17 protein-coding genes are annotated in these 19,390 nt (G+C 62.1%); 5 read left to right on the plus strand and 12 right to left on the minus strand.

Going from position 1 to position 19,390, the window contains the following annotated elements; genetic code table 11:
* Positions 1 to 46: 46 nt before the first annotated feature.
* The 9 genes from DYL61_RS21505 to DYL61_RS21550 form a co-directional block, all read right to left on the minus strand.
* Positions 47 to 2,383 (minus strand): putative bifunctional diguanylate cyclase/phosphodiesterase, encoded by a 2,337-nt coding sequence (locus DYL61_RS21505; protein ID WP_135310001.1) that lies wholly within the window; start codon positions 2,381 to 2,383, stop codon positions 47 to 49.
* Between the two features lie 197 nt (positions 2,384 to 2,580).
* Positions 2,581 to 3,753, minus strand: coding sequence for an ABC transporter substrate-binding protein (locus tag DYL61_RS21510; RefSeq protein ID WP_105696415.1), 1,173 nt, complete (start codon positions 3,751 to 3,753; stop codon positions 2,581 to 2,583).
* Positions 3,750 to 4,724: a CobW family GTP-binding protein gene (locus DYL61_RS21515; RefSeq protein ID WP_135310002.1), complete on the minus strand. Its 975-nt coding sequence runs from the start codon at positions 4,722 to 4,724 to the stop codon at positions 3,750 to 3,752. Before DYL61_RS21515 ends, DYL61_RS21510 begins: the two co-directional genes overlap by 4 nt.
* 120 nt (positions 4,725 to 4,844) lie before the next feature.
* Positions 4,845 to 5,138: a hypothetical protein gene (locus DYL61_RS21525; protein WP_105696417.1), complete on the minus strand. Its 294-nt coding sequence runs from the start codon at positions 5,136 to 5,138 to the stop codon at positions 4,845 to 4,847.
* A gap of 13 nt (positions 5,139 to 5,151) precedes the next feature.
* Entirely contained in the window at positions 5,152 to 5,901 is a 750-nt protein-coding gene (locus DYL61_RS21530; RefSeq protein ID WP_135310004.1) for an SDR family NAD(P)-dependent oxidoreductase, read from the minus strand.
* A gap of 137 nt (positions 5,902 to 6,038) precedes the next feature.
* Positions 6,039 to 6,800 (minus strand): SDR family NAD(P)-dependent oxidoreductase, encoded by a 762-nt coding sequence (locus tag DYL61_RS21535; RefSeq protein WP_135310005.1) that lies wholly within the window; start codon positions 6,798 to 6,800, stop codon positions 6,039 to 6,041.
* A 10-nt stretch (positions 6,801 to 6,810) separates the two neighbouring features.
* Positions 6,811 to 8,151, minus strand: coding sequence for an MFS transporter (locus tag DYL61_RS21540; protein WP_135310006.1), 1,341 nt, complete (start codon positions 8,149 to 8,151; stop codon positions 6,811 to 6,813).
* A gap of 18 nt (positions 8,152 to 8,169) precedes the next feature.
* Positions 8,170 to 9,048 carry a polysaccharide deacetylase family protein gene (locus tag DYL61_RS21545; RefSeq protein WP_010212857.1) on the minus strand — a complete coding sequence of 293 codons (879 nt, stop codon included), beginning with the start codon at positions 9,046 to 9,048 and terminating at the stop codon, positions 8,170 to 8,172.
* Positions 9,049 to 9,059: 11 nt separating this feature from the next.
* A complete protein-coding gene (locus DYL61_RS21550) occupies positions 9,060 to 10,382 on the minus strand; it encodes an amidase (protein ID WP_135310007.1) in 1,323 nt (440 codons plus the stop codon).
* Positions 10,383 to 10,719: 337 nt separating this feature from the next.
* Between DYL61_RS21550 and DYL61_RS21555 the strand changes: the two genes are divergently transcribed.
* The 3 genes from DYL61_RS21555 to DYL61_RS21565 all read left to right on the plus strand — a co-directional run bounded on the left by DYL61_RS21555 (position 10,720) and on the right by DYL61_RS21565 (position 14,944).
* Positions 10,720 to 11,709: a GntR family transcriptional regulator gene (locus DYL61_RS21555; RefSeq protein WP_135310008.1), complete on the plus strand. Its 990-nt coding sequence runs from the start codon at positions 10,720 to 10,722 to the stop codon at positions 11,707 to 11,709.
* 221 nt (positions 11,710 to 11,930) lie between these two features.
* Positions 11,931 to 14,351, plus strand: coding sequence for an endopeptidase La (lon, locus tag DYL61_RS21560; protein WP_135310009.1), 2,421 nt, complete (start codon positions 11,931 to 11,933; stop codon positions 14,349 to 14,351).
* Positions 14,352 to 14,554: 203 nt separating this feature from the next.
* Positions 14,555 to 14,944, plus strand: coding sequence for a protease inhibitor I42 family protein (locus DYL61_RS21565; RefSeq protein WP_135310010.1), 390 nt, complete (start codon positions 14,555 to 14,557; stop codon positions 14,942 to 14,944).
* A gap of 1 nt (position 14,945) precedes the next feature.
* Here DYL61_RS21565 and DYL61_RS21570 read toward each other — a convergent pair whose 3' ends face one another.
* Positions 14,946 to 15,311, minus strand: coding sequence for a hypothetical protein (locus DYL61_RS21570; protein ID WP_135310011.1), 366 nt, complete (start codon positions 15,309 to 15,311; stop codon positions 14,946 to 14,948).
* A 175-nt stretch (positions 15,312 to 15,486) separates the two neighbouring features.
* Here DYL61_RS21570 and cmoA point away from each other — a divergent pair, with 175 nt between their 5' ends.
* Positions 15,487 to 16,230, plus strand: coding sequence for a carboxy-S-adenosyl-L-methionine synthase CmoA (gene cmoA, locus DYL61_RS21575; RefSeq protein ID WP_135310012.1), 744 nt, complete (start codon positions 15,487 to 15,489; stop codon positions 16,228 to 16,230).
* Positions 16,227 to 17,183 (plus strand): tRNA 5-methoxyuridine(34)/uridine 5-oxyacetic acid(34) synthase CmoB, encoded by a 957-nt coding sequence (gene cmoB, locus DYL61_RS21580; RefSeq protein ID WP_135310013.1) that lies wholly within the window; start codon positions 16,227 to 16,229, stop codon positions 17,181 to 17,183. The genes cmoA and cmoB overlap by 4 nt, the downstream gene beginning before the upstream one ends.
* Before the next feature lie 139 nt (positions 17,184 to 17,322).
* Here the strand turns inward: cmoB and tadA are convergent, their stop codons facing one another.
* Entirely contained in the window at positions 17,323 to 17,820 is a 498-nt protein-coding gene (tadA, locus tag DYL61_RS21585; RefSeq protein ID WP_135310014.1) for a tRNA adenosine(34) deaminase TadA, read from the minus strand.
* A complete protein-coding gene (locus DYL61_RS21590; protein ID WP_135310015.1) occupies positions 17,820 to 19,196 on the minus strand; it encodes a multicopper oxidase family protein in 1,377 nt (458 codons plus the stop codon). Before DYL61_RS21590 ends, tadA begins: the two co-directional genes overlap by 1 nt.
* Positions 19,197 to 19,390: the final 194 nt, after the last annotated feature.

The raw sequence follows: 19,390 nt of genomic DNA on the forward strand, positions 1-19,390 counted from the left end.
CTGGCATTAGGGCAAGCCCCCTCCCACATTTGATCTTCACAAGGCTTTAGATCGGGGCGCGCTCGCGGCGCATCCACATCTCGAACGCCATGGCATTCAACGGCCGGCTGATCAGGTAACCCTGGGCCGTGTCGCAATTCCATTGTTTGAGCAGTTTCAGGCTGGGGGCAAACTCCACGCCTTCCGCCACGACTTTCAGCCCCAGGTTATGGCTCATCTCAATGGTGGACCGCACGATCACCCCATCGCCCGTATCGCTGTCGAGGTTGCGCACAAACGACTGGTCGATCTTCAACTCTTGCACCGGCAAACGCTGCAATTGCGCAAGGGACGAATAACCGGTGCCGAAGTCATCCACCGACAGGCTGATACCACAGCCGCGCAGCTGCTCCAGCACGCTGAGGGCCTGTTGCGGGTTGTGCATGATCGCGCTTTCGGTGATCTCGAAAATCAATTGCTCGGCGTCCACGTTGTATTGCATGAGCAAGGCCGTGACGCGAATCGCCAGGTCATCATCGGCCAGGTCGTCCACCGAGATATTCACCGACAACTGCACCAGCAACCCGCGCTGCGCCCACTCGCCAATCTGGCGGATAGCCTCTTCGATCACCCACAGGGTCAGGCTGCTCATGCTGCCGGTGCGTTCGGCCAGGGGGATGAATTCGGCGGGAGACACCTGGCCCAACGTCGGGTGCTGCCAACGCAGCAGGGCTTCGGCCTGGCGCACGTGGCCGTGCTTGAGGTCGAGCTTGGGCTGGTAGCACAGGAACAACTCGCCTTCGACGGCGGCGCGGCGCAGGTCACGGATCAAGGTGATCTGGCGTTGGTGGGCGAGGTCGCGGTCCTGTTGGTAGATCTGCAAATGCCCGGGCAGGCTCGCCGCATCATGACGGGCGATGGCGGCGCGACTGATCAGTTCTTCAACCTGCTGGCCGTCATCCGGGTACGCGGCGATGCCGATGCTCACTTCATGGCGCAACTCGTCGTTGCCGATACGCTGGGGTTCGGTGAGCAACGCATAAAGGCGGTCGGCCCGCGCCACGGCGCGGTCGATCTCGGTGTTTTCCAGCAACAACAGGAATTCGCTGCCGGCAATGCGGGCCGCCGTGTCGCTGGCCAACAGGCTCATGGACAGGCAGCGGCTGGCTTCACGCAGCATTTCCTCGACGCCTTGCGGGCCAAACCCTTCGTTGATCACCCGGTAGTTTTCGATCCCCAGATACAGCAGCACCACCGGCCTGCGCGCACTGATCGCGCTGCCCAGCCGCTCCATGGCCAGGGCGCGATTCGGCAGCCCGGTGAGCGGGTCATGCAGCGCATTGTGGGCCAACTGGCGCTCGCGCACGGCGATGCCACTTTGCATGGCATTGAACGCGCGGGCCAACAGGCCGAACTCATCATGGCTGCGCACCCGTACCGGCGTGCGGTAGTCACCGGCGCCAATACGATCGGCCGCCTGCACCAGCGCATTCAGCGGGCGCGACACCCGCCGCGCCAGGAACAACGCACCAGCCAGCGACACCAGCAGCACCGCCAGGGCGATCCCGAGGAATTGCCGGTCCAGCGGCGCAAAGGATTCAAGCGCATGATCCAACGGGCTTTGCAACAACACCCGCACCTCATCGCCATCGCCGGTGTTGGCCAGCGGCAGCACTTGGCTGAGTACGCGCTGGCCGTAAAACAGGTTGATCTGCGGTTCGGGGCTGACCTGTGCTTCGCGCAACAGGCTGACGACTGCGGCCTGATACGCATCGGGCTGAGTGCTGAACAGCGGACCGGGTTGGCCGTTTTGCACGCTGAGGAATGACACTTCCAGATTGCTCATGGAGCGCAGTTCATTGGCGAACAGCTTGTCCATGGGAAAGCCCATGATCACGCGGGCGATGGGCAACGGGTCGAGGACTTCTTCCTGCACCAGCAGGTAGGGTCGCCCGTCCATGGCCACGATCAGCATTTGCAAACCACTGCGGCGCGCATGGCGCAGTGCGTCGGTGTAAGGGAACGGCTGGCCACGGGAAAACACCGGTAATGTGCTGACCATGACCTTGCCATCCAGGCCCAGCACAAATACTTCGCTGGAACGAATACCGGTGCCGTGACGACGCAGGGCGCTCAGGATCGGCCCGGTCTTGCCCTCGGCGACCGCTTGCTTGAAAGGGCCGTCGACGGTCAGCCAATCAAGGCCGTATTGCAGGCGCCGCCCGCGCAAATCCAACAGGCGCTCGAACACCTGGCTACCGGTTTTCAGTTGGACTTGCGCCTGGTTTTCCACGGCGCGGGAGGTGGCGACCTTGACCGCAAAGTAAGTCGCGCCGACCACCACCAGCAACAGCAAGGCCAGCACCCCGGCAATACGGGTTTGGAATGTGTGGCGCCACCTCATTGCAGTGCCCTCTGCCAGCATGCGCCTGTCCTTGCCACTGCGTCCCTTTGTCATATGCTTTCCTGGCAACCGCTGACCTGGCGTCAAAAAAATATCCATTTGAATAGGATATTCGATCCAAGCAGATTAGCTGGGACAAAGCAGAAGTGCACCCAATAAAACCGGGGATTTAGCCGTCATTTTATTGGCGACAAGGATCAACCTCTCGCGCGCATGAAATCCCCCCAGCGCCGCACCAAATAGTTGTGTTCATCCATCACCGCGTTCCACACGGCGATATGCCCCATACGCTGCTCGTAGGAGCCGCCGTCGCGCACTTCGCCGATGTCGATCAGCGGCAAACCATCGCTGCCCAGCAGTTCTTCCCGCGCGGGTTTGCCGGCGTACCAGTAGTCCCACTCGGCGCTGCTCAGATGATCGCGACTTCGCGCCGGGTTGCCGATGTAGTAACCCTGACGCGCCATCACCGCACCGGGCCAGCCGGACAGCCACCAATTCAAATAGGCATAGGCCGCATCCAGCACCGGGCCTTGGGCATGCCGCGACAAGGACAAACCGCCAAACCACGCGCGATAACCTTCACGCGGCACCGCCACGCGGTATTTCACGCCGGCGCGATGCAGGCGCATCAGGGCCGGCGACCACAGGCTCTGGATATCAACGCTGGGGCTGAGCATCAATTGCGCGGCCTCTTCGTCATCCGACCAGAACGCGGCGAAATGCCCTTCCTTCTGCTTGCGCACCAGGATGTCGGCGAGCACGTCGATCTCTTCGATGCTCATGTTGCCGATGTCGTTGAACTGCGCCAGCCCCGCGCCCTGTACGGCCAGCGCGGCATCCAAAGCGCCGATGGCGGCGTCGCTTTGCAGGGCCGTGCGCGCACTCCAGGCCGGGTCGAGCAGCCAGCCCCAGCTCTCGTTACCGTGGCAAAAACCTTCGGGCAAGCGTTCCGGGCGATAGGCAAAACTGTCGGCGTTGTGGGTCAGGGGCAACATGCTGATGCGTTCGGTGACCGTGCTGCCCAGGCTGCCGTCGTGCTGCACGAACAGGCGCTCGCTGGGCACACTGCCGCTGCCGAGGCGGTCGTTGGGCGACAGGCGACCGCGCTTGGGCAGGTCGTTGATTTCGTGCCACAACGCGATGCGCCGAGTGTCGATGGGCTGGATCGCCCGCGCCGGCCACACGAAGTCGACGTTGTGAAACCACTGGTCATACAGGTCGTAGCTGTCGGGCTGCATCACCGCGATGCGCTGGGCCTGTTCGACATCGTGCACCTGGTACACCAGGCGAATGCCCAGCTCTTGTTCGGCGCGCACACGCAGACATTCCAGCAACGTGACCGAGGTACCGAGGACACGCAATGTGATCATGCGGCGAACCGCCGCGAGAAGGCCTCGAACGACCGGCGCAACAGCGCGGGGTCGAGCCCGCGCAGGATAAACACCAGGCGCGATTGGCGGTCACTGCCCGGCCACGCCGGCAAATGGACCGGCGCATGCAGGCAATGCTGCACACCATGGATGACGATGGGGGCGTTACTGGCATTCACGTTGAGCAACCCTTTGACACGGAGGATTCGTTCGCCGTGGCATCTTAACAGCATCGACAACCACACCCCGAACCCCACCCAATCCAGCGGCTGGTCGAAGGTCAGGCTGCACACTTGCGCAGTGCCATGGGTGGCGGTGGTGGTCTGGTGCAATTGCCAGCGGCTGACTTCCACGGCGGGTTCGGCGCTGCGCAGGCCTTCGCCGAGCAGCAGTTGATCGCCGCTGTGGATGTCATGGGTATCGAGGATCGGCGTGCCGGCGTTCAGCGCCTGCAGATGGGCACGCAGGGGCGCGCAATCACCCGCCAGGTCGGTCTTGCTCAGCAACAGGCGATCGGCGGCCGCGACCTGCGCCAACCATTCCGGGTGCAGGCGTTCTTGCAAGGTCGCGTGGCTCGCATCCACCAGGGTGATCACCAGGCCGATATGGAAGCGCCCGCGCAGTTGCACGTCGTTGTTCAAGGTGGCGAGGATCGGCGCCGGGTCCGCCAGGCCAGTGGTCTCCAGGATCACACGCTTGAACGCGGGAATCTCACCGCGTTCGCGGCGTTGCAGCAGGCCGAGCAGCGCGTCTTTCAGCTCGCCGCGGATCGAGCAGCACACGCAGCCGCTGGGCAGCAAAACAGTGTCCGGCGCGACCTCCTCCACCAACAGATGGTCGATGCCGACGTCGCCGAATTCATTGATCAGCAACGCCGTATCGCCGAGGCTCTCGCCTTGCAGCAGGCGCTTGAGCAAGGTGGTCTTGCCGCTGCCGAGGAAGCCGGTGATGACGTTCAGGGCAATGCTCATAACTCATACCTACGAGTGTGGCGAGGGAGCTTGCTCCCGCTGGGCTGCGAAGCGGCCCCAAAAGCTTGGGAGCGCTGCGCACTCCAGCGGGAGCAAGCTCCCTCGCCACAGGGGTTGGACTCAATGTTCAAGATGGTCGAGCAGTTGCGGATCAAGCGGGTCCAACGGGCGGCCGAGCATGGTTTCGGCGGCTTGCCAGAGTTGATCCAGGCCGCTGGCCAGTTCCTGTTTGCCGGTGGCGCCGAGCAGCAGGTAAGACGCACCCTGGAAGTCCTCGACCTTAAGCCGAAACACCGCCAGCACCTGGTTGATCGCTGCAATCCGCCGCAGGCGCTCGCGGCGCCTGGGCAGCTCGTCGCCCAAGGGATCACTCCAGTGCAAGTCTTCGCCGAGCAGTCCGCAGAGTCCACACATGGCTACACCTCGCTCATGGCATGACGTCGCCGGAGTTCGGGCCGAGGGTCTGGCCGACGAACAGGTTGCCGCCGGGCTCGCTGGCCAGCAGCACAGCAGTGGGCGCCACTTCATCAGCCAGGCCGAAGCGGCCCAGGGGCAATTCCTTGGCCTTGGCGCGTTTCCAGTCATCGCTGATACCGCCCACCAACGGTGTTTCAATCGGGCCGGGGGCGATGGCGTTGACCAGCACATTGTCCTTGGCCACTTCCAGGGCCAGGGACTTGGTGAAGCCAATCACACCGGCCTTGGCCGCCGCGTAATGGGTGAGTTCGGCGCCGCCCTTGATGCCCAGTTGTGAAGCCACGTTGATAATGCGCCCCCAGCGCTGGGCGAGCATGTGCGGCAACGCACGCTGGCTGGCGACGAACACGCTGGTGAGGTCGACGCGCAGCATGTCGTTCCACATGTCGAGGGTGAGCTCGACACAACGCGCCTGGGTGAGCATGCCGGCGTTGTTGACCAGGATGTCGATGCCGCCGAACTGTTCGACGCATTTATCCACACTGGCCTGGGCGCCTTCGACGGTGCCCACATCGCCCAGGCATTCGAACACCTCGGCGCCGAGGTTGCGGCAGGTGATCGCGGTTTCGGCCAGGCTCGCGGCGTTGCGGTCGGCCAGCACCAGGCGTGCGCCTTCGGCGGCGTAGGCACGGGCGATGGCGGCACCGATGCCGCTGCCGGCGCCGGTGATCACAGCGCGGCGGTTAGAAAGTTGAGGCATATACACATCTCCTAAATCAGACACAGATCCAATGTGGGAGGGGGCTTGCCCCCGATGAGGGAGTGTCAGTTGACACATCTGTGACTGACCCACTGCAATCGGGGGCAAGCCCCCTCCCACATTTAGACCCCGTACATTCAGTCAGGCCAGCGCACGGTCAAACCACCGTCGATAACGATGCTTTGCCCCGTGAGATAACTCGACGCCTCACTGGTCAGAAACTGCACCAACGACGCCACTTCATCCGCCCGGCCTACCCGTCCCAATGGGATCGCCCGCGCCGCTTTCGCCAATCCTTCCGGCCCCAGCGAATTCTTCGCATCCAACGACTGCGGCGTCTCGATCAGCCCCGGGATCACCGCATTGCAGCGAATCCCCTTGCCCGCCAATTCCACCGCAAGCGAGCGGCACAACCCCGGCACACCGGCTTTGGCCGCCGCGTAGTGGCTGTGTTCCTGCCAGCCATACACACCGCCGGCAATCGAGGAAATCGCCACCAATGCGCCGCCTTCGGGCATATGCCGCGTCGCCGCGCGGAAGGTGCGCATCACCCCCGTCAGGTCGACATTGAGCATCTCGTCCCACAGCGCGTCGGTCATTTCCAGCAGCGGTGCGCGGCGCAGCAAACCGGCGTTGGCCACGGCGTAATCCAGGCGGCCGAAGTGCTGCACGGCTTGCTCGGCCAACGCGTCCACCGAAGCGCTATTGCCCACGTCCAACGGCAACATCAGGCACTCGCCGCCAGCTTTCTCCACCAGTGACACAGTGGTCTGCGGGTCATGGGGATCGGCCGGGTAATACCCGCCGACCACCGCTACACCGTTGCGCGCATAGGCCACGGCAAGGGCTTGGCCGATGCCGCTGGCGGCGCCGGTAATCAAGGCAACTTTACGGCTCATCTTTCACTCCTTACTGAACGGTTTCCGGACGCACATGGCGCGCGGCAAACATCAACACGCCGGACAGGAAGCACGGCACCGCACCGAACCACAGCGCAGCGGTCTGCCAGTCACTGCCGGCGGACAACACCTGAGTCGCGCCGAAGCCTGCGACCACCGCACCAATCGGGCCCATGGCGTGAATGATCGCGCCGCCGGTGGCACGGATGCTGGTGGGGAAACTTTCACTGATAAAGAACAACGCCGCCGAGTACGGGCCGATCAGGAAGAACAGGCCCAGGCTGTACAGGCCGACCACCATCGCCATATTGCTCGGGCCAAACAACATGCCGGCGAACGACAAACCGCCCAGCATCCAGCCCAGGGCAATCACGTTGCGACGGCCGATCTTGTCGCCCATCCAGCCGTGGCTGAGGTAACCGCAATAACCCACCAGGTTCGACAGCACGAGGATGATCAGCGAGTTCTCGAACGAAATGTGGTGCACGCTGACGATCACCGAGGTGCCCAATACGCTGAACACCTGGATCGCCGCCCAGTTGAGCAACAGCGCGGCGCCGATCACCAAGGTGGCGCGACGGGCCGGGCCACGGAACGCGGCTTTCAGACCCGCCTTGCTGTGTTCGTCGTAGTCCACGCCGTAGGTGATGGCGACGTTTTGCGCTTCCTTCACCGCGCCGCTTTTACGCAACTGGCTGATGCGTTCATGGATCTGGAACTGCGGGCTCTCCTTGAGCTTGCGCGCCATGATCGCGATCACAATCGCCGGGATCGCGGCGAAGATGAAGCAGCCCTGCCAGCCAATGATCGGCAGCAACAGCGCAGTCAAACCGGCAGCAATCAACGCACCGACCGGCCAGCCGCCCTGCACCAGGCTGTAGATAAAACCACGGCGCTTGGTCAGCTTCGGGTCTTCCGAGGCGCCGTACAGCTCACTCAGGTACGTGGCGTTGACGGTTTCCTCGGCATAGCCCAGGCCGCCCAACGAACGGATCAGAATCAGCGGCGACTTGCCCCACGCCCCGCCAATCGCGGTCAGTGCCGAACACAGCGCGGAACCTGCCACGGTGAAAATGATGCCTTTGCGACGGCCCAATTTATCGACGATCGGGCCAATGGCGAAGGCGACCACTGCCGTGCCCACCGCGACCCAGGTCGCAATTTCAGCTTGCTCCACTTCACCCCAGCCAAAGTGTCGGCCGATCTCCGGCAACAAGGTGCCGAACAGGATGAAGTCGTACACCGCAAACACCCAGGCGAAAAACGCGATCCAGGTCGCAAAGCGCACTTCCTGGGACGTCAGTTGCCGGGGTTTCCAGCCAGTCAGGTCAAGCTTGTTGTAGATGGACATGGGTCATGCCTCAGGGGGTCAGGTACGCGGTTGGCGGCGGATGAAGTCGTCGGCGATTTCGTCGAAGGTGACGAAGCGCACGCCGGCATGGCTCTGGATGTGTTCGATCAGGCGCTCAAGCATCAGCAGCACTTGCGGGCGGCCGGAGACGTCGGGGTGGATGGTCATGGTGAACACCGCGTGTTCGTGTTCGCGGTAGACCCAGTCGAACTGGTCGCGCCACATTTCTTCGAGGTGACGCGGGTTGACGAAGCCGTGGCTGTTGGGGGCTTTCTTGATGAACATCATCGGCGGCAGGTCGTCCAGGTACCAGTTGGCCGGGATCTCCACCAGGTCGGTTTCTTCGCCGCGCACCAGGGGTTTCATCCAGGTGTCGGGGTGCTGGCTGTAGTCGATCTTGGTCCAGCTGTCGCCCTTGCGCACGTAGTAGGGGTGGAAGTCGTTGTGCATCAGGCTGTGGTCGTACTTGATGCCTTTTTTCAGCAGCAGTTCGTTGGTGACCTTGCTGAATTCCCACCACGGCGCGACGTAGCCGGTGGGGCGCTTGCCGGTGACCTGGGTGATCAGCTCGATGGACTTGTCGAGGACGATTTCTTCCTGCTCGGCGGTCATGGCGATGGGGTTTTCGTGGCTGTAGCCATGCACGCCGATTTCATGACCGGCGTCGGCCACGGCCTTCATCTGCTCGGGGAAGGTTTCCATCGAGTGGCCGGGGATAAACCAGGTGGTACGCAGGCCGTAACGCTCGAACAATTTGAGCAGGCGCGGCGCACCGACTTCACCGGCGAACAGACCACGGGAGATGTCGTCCGGCGAGTCTTCGCCGCCGTAGGAACCGAGCCAGCCAGCGACGGCGTCAACGTCGACGCCAAATGCACAAAGAATGTCTTTAGCCATGATGTGTCTCCTTAAACGTTAAGTGCGGATTCGACGGACAACGCAGCGCGCAACAGGCGTGCGTCCTCCCCCACCGGAGCGCTGAGCAGCAGGCCGGTGGGCAGGCCCTGGGCATCGCGGCCGCTGGGCAGGGTCACGCCGGGCATGTCCAGCAAACTGCCAGGCATGGTCAAGCGCAGGGTGGCGAGGTTGGTTGTTACAAAGAGGTCGTCGTCGGCTTCCAAAGGGGCCAGCGCGGGCGCGACGTGGGCGACGGTGGGGGTGATCAGGAGCGCGCCGTCGAGGTCATCCACCAGTTGCTGTTGCAGGCGGCGGCGGGCGTCGAGCAGGTGCAGCAGGTGGTTGGCGGGCAGTGCGCGGGCGGCTTCGAGGCGGCGGCGCACGCGGGGGTCCAGCCGTTCGGCGTCGGGGCTGTCGAGCATGGTTTCGTGCAGGGCGAACGCTTCGAATGAACCGAGCCAGCCGTGCTGTTTGATCAGGTCCAGGGTGGCCTGGAACGTCGGGCACTCGCGCTCTTCGACCAACGCGCCTTGGGCCTTGAGTTGTTCTACTGCGCGCAACAGGTTATCGCGCACTGCGGGCTCGACATCCTGTTGCGCCAACACAAAACGCTGACCCTTGAGGCTGCGGGCGCTGTGGGTTTGGCGGCGGCCGTGGAGCAGATCGTCGATGGCCAGGGCATCGCGCACGCTGTGGGTCAGCGGGCCGAGGCTGTCGAGGGTGTGGGCCAACGGGAATACGCCGTCGCGGCTGTAGCGTCGGCTGCTGCTGCGGTAACCCACCAGACCATTCAACGCCGCCGGGATGCGGATGGAGCCAGCGGTGTCGGTGCCCATGGCAATGGGCACGATTCCGGCCGCGACGGCAACGGCCGAACCGGAGGACGAACCGCCCGGGATGCGCGGTTGGTCGCTGCCATGGGGGTTATGTGGCGTGCCGAAATGCGGGTTCAGGCCCAGGCCGGAATAGGCCAACTCGCTGAGATTGGTCTTGCCCACGCTGACCATGCCGGCGCGGCACAACAGGCCGACGCTTGGCGCATCCAGCAAGGCGGCGGGGGCGTTGCGGCGATAGGCGGCACCCGCGGTGGTGACGCTGCCGGCCACATCAAACAGGTCTTTCCAGGCCAGCGGCACCCCATCAAACACGCTCAAGGGCTGGCCGGCGCGCCACCGCGCGGCAGCAGCCTCGGCTTCCCGGCGAGCGCGCTCGGCGGTCAGGGAGATAAACACGCTGGGCGCCATGCTCGCGTGAACGAGCACTTGCTCAAGGGCTTGCACCGGATCATTGCGACCGCTGGCGAAATCCTCGGCCATGGAAGTGGCGTCTGACATCTGGCTGACCCTCACAAAACGTACATATTAATAAAATGTACATTTTACAAAGGCAGGTTTCATGCCAGTCTTCATGTAGACGATTTTGCGTGCTACTGGTTTTTCGCCCAGAGCTACGGGATAGATGGTTTAGATCGGTGGAAAAAAATCTTGCCCGAACGTTGAGAAGCACCTTCAATGAAATAATGTATCTTTTATGAATAAGTACATTTTGGTGCAGAAAAGTAACATTCCTACATTCCCAGCCCCAAAAAAGTGCCACCGCTGTGGCGCAGGGTGACAGGCGCAACTTATGAGAGAATCCCCGGCCACCGTCCTACAAGCCCCTGAGAAAGTAATGAAAGCAGTGTCCGCCTCGGCCTCCCGGTACGCGATGATTCACCAAGTGTTGCGCGACGCGATCGTCAATGGCACCGCCCGCCACGGCCTGGTGTTGCTGGAAGCGCCGCTGGCCGAACTGTTCGGCACCAGCCGTGTACCGGTGCGCAAGGCCCTGGACCTGCTGCATGAAGAAGGGTTGATCTGCCGCTTCAATGGCCGGGGTTACCTGATCAACCCCGAAGGCCTGGCCATGGAGCCGTTGCGCCTGCCCTTGAGCCACGCGCACCTGGGGCTGAATGGCGAGGACGAGTTGGTGGACACCCGTCCATTGGGGGAACGCATCGTCGAGGAAATCGGCGCGGCGCTGTCCACCTGCATTGCCTTCGGCCATTACCGCCTGGATGAACAAGCCGCCGCCGACCATTACGGCGTCAGCCGTGCGGTGGTGCGTGAGGCACTGATGCGCCTGCGCGACCGTGGCCTGGTGGAAAAAGAGCCCTATTCCCAATGGCTGGCCGGGCCGTTGACCGCAAGGGAAGTGACCGAAGACTACGAGCTGCGCGCCTGCCTGGAGCCCGAGGCGTTGCGCCAGAGTGCACCGAACCTCGACCGCGAAATGCTTGAAGCCATGTTGCAACGGGTGCTGGATGCCCAGGACAGCGCCCAGTGCAGCCTGGAAGCCATCGAACAGATCGAGGAGGACTTGCACCAACGCTGCCTGGCGGGCCTGCAGAATCGCAAGATCGCCGCGTTGATTCGTCAGGGCCAGAGCCCGATGATCATCAGCCGGATTTTTTACCGTTTACTGGGGATCGGCGCTGATCCGGCGATGTTGGCCGAACATCGCTTGATTCTGGAGTTGCTGCTGCATGGGGCGGTGGATGCGGCGGCGTTGAATCTGCGCGAGCATTTGCAACGGGCTCGGCAGCGGATGTTGCAGCGACTCAAGGTGTTGTCGGTGTTGCCGGAACAACCCTTGCCCAGCTACCTGCACAAAATCAGCTGACTGCACTCGGTTAAAACTGTGGGAGGGGGCTTGCCCCCGATAGCGGTGGTTCAGATAACACAACAGTGACTGACACACTGCCATCGGGGGCAAGCCCCCTCCCACATTTGGATTGGTGACATTCTGAGAATTTGTGCAATTTGTTGCTAACTGCACCTGACCATTGAAACCACCACCGCCCCGCCCCATCTAACCTGCATACTTCCTTATGCAGGTGCCCCATGAGCGACCAGCAAGCCTTCCCCGATTACGACCTGAACGACTACGCCGACCCCGAAAACGCTGAAACTCCGTCGTCGAACACCGGCCTGGCCCTGCCTGGGCAAAACCTGCCGGACAAGGTCTATATCATCCCGATCCACAATCGGCCGTTCTTCCCGGCGCAAGTGTTGCCGGTGATCGTCAATGAAGAACCGTGGGCCGAAACCCTGGAGCTGGTGAGCAAATCCGAGCATCACTCCCTTGCCCTGTTTTTCATGGAGACACCTCCGGAAGACCCACGCCACTTCGACACCTCCGCCTTGCCGTTGTACGGCACCCTGGTGAAGGTGCACCACGCCAGCCGCGAAAACGGCAAGTTGCAATTCGTCGCACAGGGCCTGACCCGTGTGCGCATCAAGACCTGGCTCAAGCATCATCGCCCACCGTACCTGGTGGAAGTCGAATACCCGCACCAGCCTTCCGAGCCCACCGATGAGGTGAAGGCCTACGGCATGGCGCTGATCAATGCGATCAAGGAACTGCTGCCGCTCAACCCGCTGTACAGCGAAGAGTTGAAAAACTACCTCAACCGCTTCAGTCCCAACGACCCGTCGCCCCTCACTGACTTCGCCGCCGCGCTGACGTCGGCCACCGGTAACGAGTTGCAGGAAGTGCTGGACTGCGTGCCCATGCTCAAGCGCATGGAAAAAGTGCTGCCCATGCTGCGCAAAGAGGTTGAAGTGGCGCGCCTGCAAAAGGAACTGTCCGCCGAGGTCAACCGCAAGATCGGCGAGCACCAGCGCGAGTTTTTCCTCAAGGAACAACTCAAGGTCATCCAACAGGAACTGGGCCTGACCAAAGACGACCGCAGTGCGGACGTCGAGCAGTTCGAGCAACGCCTCGAAGGCAAGGTGCTGCCGGCCCAGGCGCAAAAGCGCATTGATGAAGAACTGAACAAACTGTCGATCCTGGAAACCGGCTCGCCGGAATACGCGGTCACCCGCAACTACCTCGACTGGGCCACCTCGGTGCCATGGGGCGTATACGGCGAAGACAAGCTCGACCTGAAACATGCGCGCAAGGTACTGGATAAACACCACGCGGGCCTGGACGATATCAAGAGCCGTATCCTCGAATTCCTCGCGGTGGGCGCCTACAAGGGTGAAGTCGCCGGTTCCATCGTCTTGCTGGTGGGCCCGCCGGGTGTGGGCAAGACCAGTGTGGGCAAGTCCATTGCCGAGTCCCTGGGCCGACCGTTTTATCGGTTCAGCGTCGGCGGCATGCGCGACGAGGCCGAGATCAAGGGCCATCGCCGCACCTACATCGGCGCCCTGCCCGGCAAGCTGGTGCAGGCGCTTAAAGATGTGGAAGTGATGAACCCGGTGATCATGCTCGACGAGATCGACAAGATGGGCCAGAGCTTCCAGGGCGACCCGGCGTCGGCACTGCTGGAAACCCTCGACCCGGAACAGAACGTCGAATTCCTCGACCACTACCTGGACCTGCGCCTGGACCTGTCCAAGGTGCTGTTCGTGTGCACCGCCAACACCCTGGACTCCATCCCCGGCCCGTTGCTGGACCGCATGGAAGTGATTCGCCTGTCGGGCTATATCACCGAAGAAAAAGTCGCCATCGCCAAACGCCACCTGTGGCCGAAGCAACTGGAAAAAGCCGGCGTGGCCAAAACCAGCCTGAGCATCAGCGACAGCGCCCTGCGCGCACTGATCGACGGTTATGCCCGCGAAGCCGGGGTGCGCCAGTTGGAGAAACAACTGGGCAAACTGGTGCGCAAGGCGGTGGTCAAGCTGCTGGATGAGCCGGACTCGGTGATCAAGATCGGCAACAAAGACCTGGAAAGCTCCCTGGGTGTGCCGGTGTTCCGCAATGAGCAAGTGCTGTCGGGCACCGGAGTGATCACCGGTTTGGCCTGGACCAGCATGGGCGGTGCGACCCTGCCGATTGAGGCGACGCGTATCCATACGCTCAACCGTGGCTTCAAGCTCACCGGGCAGTTGGGTGAGGTGATGAAAGAGTCTGCCGAAATTGCCTACAGCTACATCAGTTCGAACCTCAAGTCGTTTGGCGGTGATGCCAAGTTCTTCGACGAGGCTTTCGTGCACTTGCACGTACCGGAAGGTGCCACACCGAAAGACGGCCCGAGTGCCGGGGTGACCATGGCCAGTGCGCTGCTGTCGCTGGCGCGTAACCAGCCGCCGAAAAAAGGCGTGGCCATGACCGGCGAGCTAACGCTGACAGGGCATGTGCTGCCAATTGGCGGGGTGCGTGAGAAGGTGATTGCGGCGCGGCGCCAGAAGATTCATGAGCTGATCCTGCCGGAGCCGAACCGGGGCAGCTATGAAGAGTTGCCCGACTACTTGAAGGAAGGCATGACTGTGCACTTTGCCAAGCGGTTTGCGGATGTGGCCAAGGTGCTCTTCTGATAGATCTATAGTTCCTGGGCCGGCCTCATCGGGGGCAAGCCCCCTCCCACACTGACCGCAGTACTCGGTCAAATGTGGGAGGGGCGGTGCGACGATTCGACTTGCCCCCGATGAGGCCGGCCCTGCCAACACTGCCCCAGCCTGTAACACCCTGTCTCATCTTCGGTTATGCTCGCCGTTCGTCGTGAATGAACGGAGCCCCCATGACCGCTGCCCGCCTGCTTCTCCCCTTGAGCCTTGCCCTGCTGGCCGCGTGCGCCAGTGCGCCGAAGCAAAACATCAGCGTGGACAATCAGAGCGCCTGCCCGCTCCAGCTTAAATCCGGCCAGAACCTGATCCTCAGCCTCCCGAGCAACCCCACCACCGGCTACCGCTGGGCCATCCAGGACTCCGCCGGCGGCGTATTGCGCGCCTTGAGCCCCGAGGTCTACAGCAGTGCAGAATCCGGTGTGATCGGTGGCGGCGGCCAATCTACTTGGCGCTTCCAGGCGTTCGCCCAAGGCCAGGGACGCTTGCGTTTGACCTCCCAGCAACCCTGGGAGCCGGAAGCTGAACCGGTCGAAACCTTCGACTGCGCCATTACGGTGAACTGAATCAGAGCTTGCCGAGTGTGAATTCATAGCTCGTGATGACATACGCCAACTGGTACTCAACCGCCTTTTTAAGCGCGGCTTTTTCTGCATCCTTCTTGGCATTTTTTACCGGATCCTTATCGGGAACGCCGTAGTCCAGGCGGCGTAACTCCAGGTACAGGATCTTCATCGCGTCGGCCAGAATATCTGCGGCATTGCCGATAATGCGCATGTTGTCCCGCACCGCCAGCAGTGAGCTCTTCGCCACCTCGTCATCCGCCTGTTTTCTCAGGTCGATAAACTCGGCGGGGTCGATCTTCTTATCCTTGTTGATCTTTGCCAGCAGCGCTTTCAATTTCTTGTCAGTGACGGTCAATTTCAGGCTCATGGTTCCATCCTCGGAGAGTGTCGGACTTCTGGAATCTAGGCCCGCGTAGATAGGGCGTCTACTGTCAGAGTTAACAGGTAGCGAGCCCTGACGGGCTGACGGTCCGATCAACCATGCACGTCTGGACCAAGTTGGCTAAAATGCCGGCCTTTCCCACATCACCGCCGGAACAACCGTGAGCAAAGAACCCGATCGCCTATTCGCCCAGCCCCTGTCCCAGGTGCCGGACTTCGCCTTTAACGAGGACGTGGTGCGGGTGTTCCCCGACATGATCAAGCGCTCGGTGCCCGGTTACCCGACCATCGTTGAGAACCTCGGCGTACTCGCGGCGCAGTTTGCCCAGCCCAATAGCGTGCTCTACGACCTGGGCGCGTCCCTCGGCGCAGTCACCCAGGCCCTGCGCCGCCATGTACGCACCGACGGTTGCCGGGTGATCGCGGTGGATAACTCGGCGGCGATGGTCGAACGCTGCCGCGAATACCTCAACGGTCAGGACTCGATGTTCCAGGAGCTGCTGCCGGTCGAGGTGGTCGAGGGCGATATCCTCGCCTTGCAGTTCCAGCCGGCTTCGGTGGTGGCGCTGAACTTCACCCTGCAATTTATCGCGCCGGATGAGCGCCTGGCGTTGCTCTCGCGCATCCGCCAATCGTTGCTCCCGGGTGGCGCGCTGATCCTCTCGGAAAAGCTGCGTTTCAATGACCCCGAAGAACACGCGCTGCTCACCGACCTGCATATCGCGTTCAAACGCGCCAACGGCTACAGCGAACTGGAAATCGCCCAGAAGCGCAGTGCCATCGAAAACGTCATGAAGCCCGACAGCCTCGAAGAACACCGCGAACGCCTACTGGCCGCCGGGTTCTCGAAAGTCGTACCGTGGTTCCAGTGTCTTAACTTTGCCTCGTTGATTGCCCTGCCATGATTGATCTGTCCCCCCTCGCCCGCCATTTGGTCGGCACGCCCCTGGCCGTATGGGCCCAAGGCCTGCAAGCGCAACTCGATAGCAAGATGGAAAAAGGCCACGGCGACCTGGCGCGTTGGCAGAGTGCGTTGGATGCATTGCCGAAGATCCAACCCAGCGAAGTGGATTTGCTCAACGGCCTGACCCTCGACACCGATTGCGACGACGCCACCCGCGCACAGATGCATACGGCGTTGATGGGCCTGAGCCCATGGCGCAAAGGCCCATTCAACCTGTTCGGCGTGCACGTCGACACCGAATGGCGTTCGGACTGGAAATGGTCCCGCGTCGCGCCGCATTTGAACTTGAAGGGCAAGCGCATCCTCGATGTGGGCTGCGGCAACGGTTACTACATGTGGCGCATGCTCGGCGCCGGCGCCGACAGCGTGATTGGCGTCGATACGAACTGGTTGTTCTTCTGCCAGTTCCAGGCGGTGCAGCGTTACCTGTCGGAGCCGAAAGCCTGGCACCTGCCCTTCCCGTTCGAAGACCTGCCGGCGAACCTGGAAGGCTTCGACACGGTGTTTTCCATGGGTGTGTTCTACCATCGCCGCTCGCCCATCGAGCATTTGCTGGCGCTGAAAGACACCCTGGTCAAAGGCGGCGAGCTGGTGCTGGAAACCCTGGTGATCGAAGGTGATCAGCAGCAAGTGCTGGTGCCGGAAGACCGCTACGCGCAGATGCGTAACGTGTGGTTTTTGCCGTCGGTACCGGCGTTGATGCTGTGGCTGCGGCGTGCCGGGTTCAGTGATGTGCGGTGTGTGGATGTGAGCGTCACGACCGTCGAGGAACAGCGGGGGACTGAGTGGATGAAATATCAGTCGCTCAGCGATTTCCTGGATCCTGAGGATCACAGCAAGACCATTGAAGGGCTGCCGGCGCCGATGCGGGCGGTGGTCATTGCTCGCAAGTAAACGCCGATCTCCCTGAATACATGGCGATCAAATGTGGGAGGGGGCTTGCCCCCGATAGCGGTGTGTCAGTTAATAAATAAGTGACTGACACACTGCCATCGGGGGCAAGCCCCCTCCCACATTTGACCTCCGGTGTTCTTTAGAGGGGTGGCTTGGCCCGGCGAGCCTTGAAGAATTCGCTCAGCACCGTGCCGCATTCTTCGGCCAGCACCCCGCCTTCAAACAGCACCTTATGGTTGAGAAAGCCCTGGGTAAAAAACTGCCCCTGGCTCTGCACAATCCCCGCCTTCGGCTCCAGCGCGCCATACACCACCCGCGCAATCCGCGAATGCACGATCAAACCGGCGCACATGCTGCACGGTTCCAGGGTCACATACAGCGTGCTGCCCACCAGCCGATAGTTGCTGATGGCTTGGGCGGCATTGCGGATGGCGACCATTTCGGCATGGGCGCTGGGGTCGTTGCCGCTGATGGGGCAATTGAAGCCTCGGCCGATGATTTCACCGTCTTGCACCAGCACGGCGCCCACGGGCACTTCACCCAATGCAGCACCTTGGGCGGCAAGGGCCAGGGCTTCGCGCATAAAATCCTGGTCACGGCTGCGGTCGATAATCGCCGCAGGACGAATCTGGCGCATCACGCCACCTCGATGGCGGCCATCAGGCCGGTTTCCATATGGTCGATCACGTGGCAGTGGAACATCCACACGCCAGGGTTATCCGCCACCAACGCCACGCGGGCGCGTTCGTTCTTGCCCAGCAGGTAAGTGTCGGTGAAGTACGGAATCACCTTGTGCCGGTTCGAGGCGATCACTTTGAAGCTCATGCCGTGCAGGTGGATCGGGTGTTGGTACTGGGTCATGTTCTTCAATTCGAAAATGTAGCTCTTGCCCTTTTCCAGCTTGGCAATGGGCCGATCCGCGCAGGTCTTGTCGGTGATGTCCCAGGCCTGGCCGTTGATCTGCCACAGGCTCGGCGGCCTGCCGTCGTCCACGGAGACCGTGCCCACCCACTCGAAATTGAAGTTGAGTTTCTCCGCATTGGCCAGGTCCGGCTCGGCAATCGGGTTGGCGGGCAGCGCCGGTGGCCACGCGGTCGGCGCATCGGTGTTGGCCACCGAGCGGAAGGTGCCCAGGCGTACCGGGCCATTGCGGATCGACAGTTCTTCACCGGCCGGCGGTGCCTTGATCGCCAGGCAGATGCGCATGCCCGGGCCCAGCCAGTATTCCTTGCCCAGAGGGCGCGGCTCCACCGGGTTGCCGTCCAGCGCGTAGATCTGCGCTTCGACGCCGGGAATGTTGATGCGATAAGTCAGGGTGTTATCGAGGTTGAGCAGGCGCACGCGGGTGATCTGCCCCGCCGGCAAATCGACCACCGCCTGGGACACGCCGTTGATGGTCGACAAGCGCCCGGCCGTACCGCCGCGCGCCGCTTCACGGGGAACGCTGAACGCGACGAACGCGCCCTCCTCGTCCACGTGCCAGCTTTTCAGGCTCAAGGTGCGTTCATGTTTGAAACCGGTGGGTTCGCGCTCCTCGATGATCAGCGGGCCGACCAGTCCCCGGCCAAGTTCTTCGCTGCTGTTCACATGGGGGTGATACCAGTAGCTGCCGGCATCGGGCACGCGGAATTTGTAGTCGAAGTATTCGCCGGGTAGTACCGGCAATTGGGAGACGTAGGGCACGCCGTCCATTTCCAGCGGCAGGCGGATGCCGTGCCAGTGAATAGTAGTCGCGACCGGCAGGTGGTTGATAAAGCGCACCCGCAGCCATTCGCCCTGACGCACCCGCAACTCGGTGCCCGGCGCCGAAGGGCCGAACGCCCAGGCTTCGGTCTTGTGGCCTGGCACCAGTTCCACGTCCAACGGCGCTGCAATCAACTCGTAATCATGCCCCGCCTCGGCCTCGGCAACTTTCCCCAGCCAGTAGCGATAGGCGCCACCGGCACCCACGCCTACGACGGCCAGGCCTGCAAGACCACCCAGGATTTGTCGACGGGAAAAGGATCGGGACACAACAACCTCACGTATCTGCCGCTGGCTCAAGGCCTGCAAAGGGCAGATACGATACACCTGCGTCGGCTAAACAGTAAGGCTTCGCATTGCCGCACGGCTGATTTCAAGTGTTTAGCTGGGTGGTCACAGTCAGAGCTACACCACATATCAACTGTGGGAGGGGGCTTGCTCCCGATGGCAGTGGGTCAGTCACT

The organism is Pseudomonas nabeulensis, assembly GCF_004682045.1.
Classification (GTDB): domain Bacteria; phylum Pseudomonadota; class Gammaproteobacteria; order Pseudomonadales; family Pseudomonadaceae; genus Aquipseudomonas; species Aquipseudomonas nabeulensis.

Coding starts and splice junctions, on each gene's coding strand:
- DYL61_RS21515 (WP_135310002.1), bottom strand. CDS start 4,724: ATGAGCATTGCCCTGAACGTCATCACCGGCTTCCTCGGCAGCGGCAAG.
- DYL61_RS21530 (WP_135310004.1), bottom strand. CDS start 5,901: ATGCCTCAACTTTCTAACCGCCGCGCTGTGATCACCGGCGCCGGCAGC.
- DYL61_RS21540 (WP_135310006.1), bottom strand. CDS start 8,151: ATGTCCATCTACAACAAGCTTGACCTGACTGGCTGGAAACCCCGGCAA.
- cmoB (WP_135310013.1), top strand. CDS start 16,227: ATGATTGATCTGTCCCCCCTCGCCCGCCATTTGGTCGGCACGCCCCTG.
- tadA (WP_135310014.1), bottom strand. CDS start 17,820: ATGCGCCAGATTCGTCCTGCGGCGATTATCGACCGCAGCCGTGACCAG.
- DYL61_RS21525 (WP_105696417.1), bottom strand. CDS start 5,138: ATGTGTGGACTCTGCGGACTGCTCGGCGAAGACTTGCACTGGAGTGAT.
- lon (WP_135310009.1), top strand. CDS start 11,931: ATGAGCGACCAGCAAGCCTTCCCCGATTACGACCTGAACGACTACGCC.
- DYL61_RS21510 (WP_105696415.1), bottom strand. CDS start 3,753: ATGATCACATTGCGTGTCCTCGGTACCTCGGTCACGTTGCTGGAATGT.
- DYL61_RS21570 (WP_135310011.1), bottom strand. CDS start 15,311: ATGAGCCTGAAATTGACCGTCACTGACAAGAAATTGAAAGCGCTGCTG.
- DYL61_RS21505 (WP_135310001.1), bottom strand. CDS start 2,383: ATGAGGTGGCGCCACACATTCCAAACCCGTATTGCCGGGGTGCTGGCC.
- DYL61_RS21555 (WP_135310008.1), top strand. CDS start 10,720: ATGAAAGCAGTGTCCGCCTCGGCCTCCCGGTACGCGATGATTCACCAA.
- DYL61_RS21545 (WP_010212857.1), bottom strand. CDS start 9,048: ATGGCTAAAGACATTCTTTGTGCATTTGGCGTCGACGTTGACGCCGTC.
- DYL61_RS21565 (WP_135310010.1), top strand. CDS start 14,555: ATGACCGCTGCCCGCCTGCTTCTCCCCTTGAGCCTTGCCCTGCTGGCC.
- DYL61_RS21550 (WP_135310007.1), bottom strand. CDS start 10,382: ATGTCAGACGCCACTTCCATGGCCGAGGATTTCGCCAGCGGTCGCAAT.
- DYL61_RS21535 (WP_135310005.1), bottom strand. CDS start 6,800: ATGAGCCGTAAAGTTGCCTTGATTACCGGCGCCGCCAGCGGCATCGGC.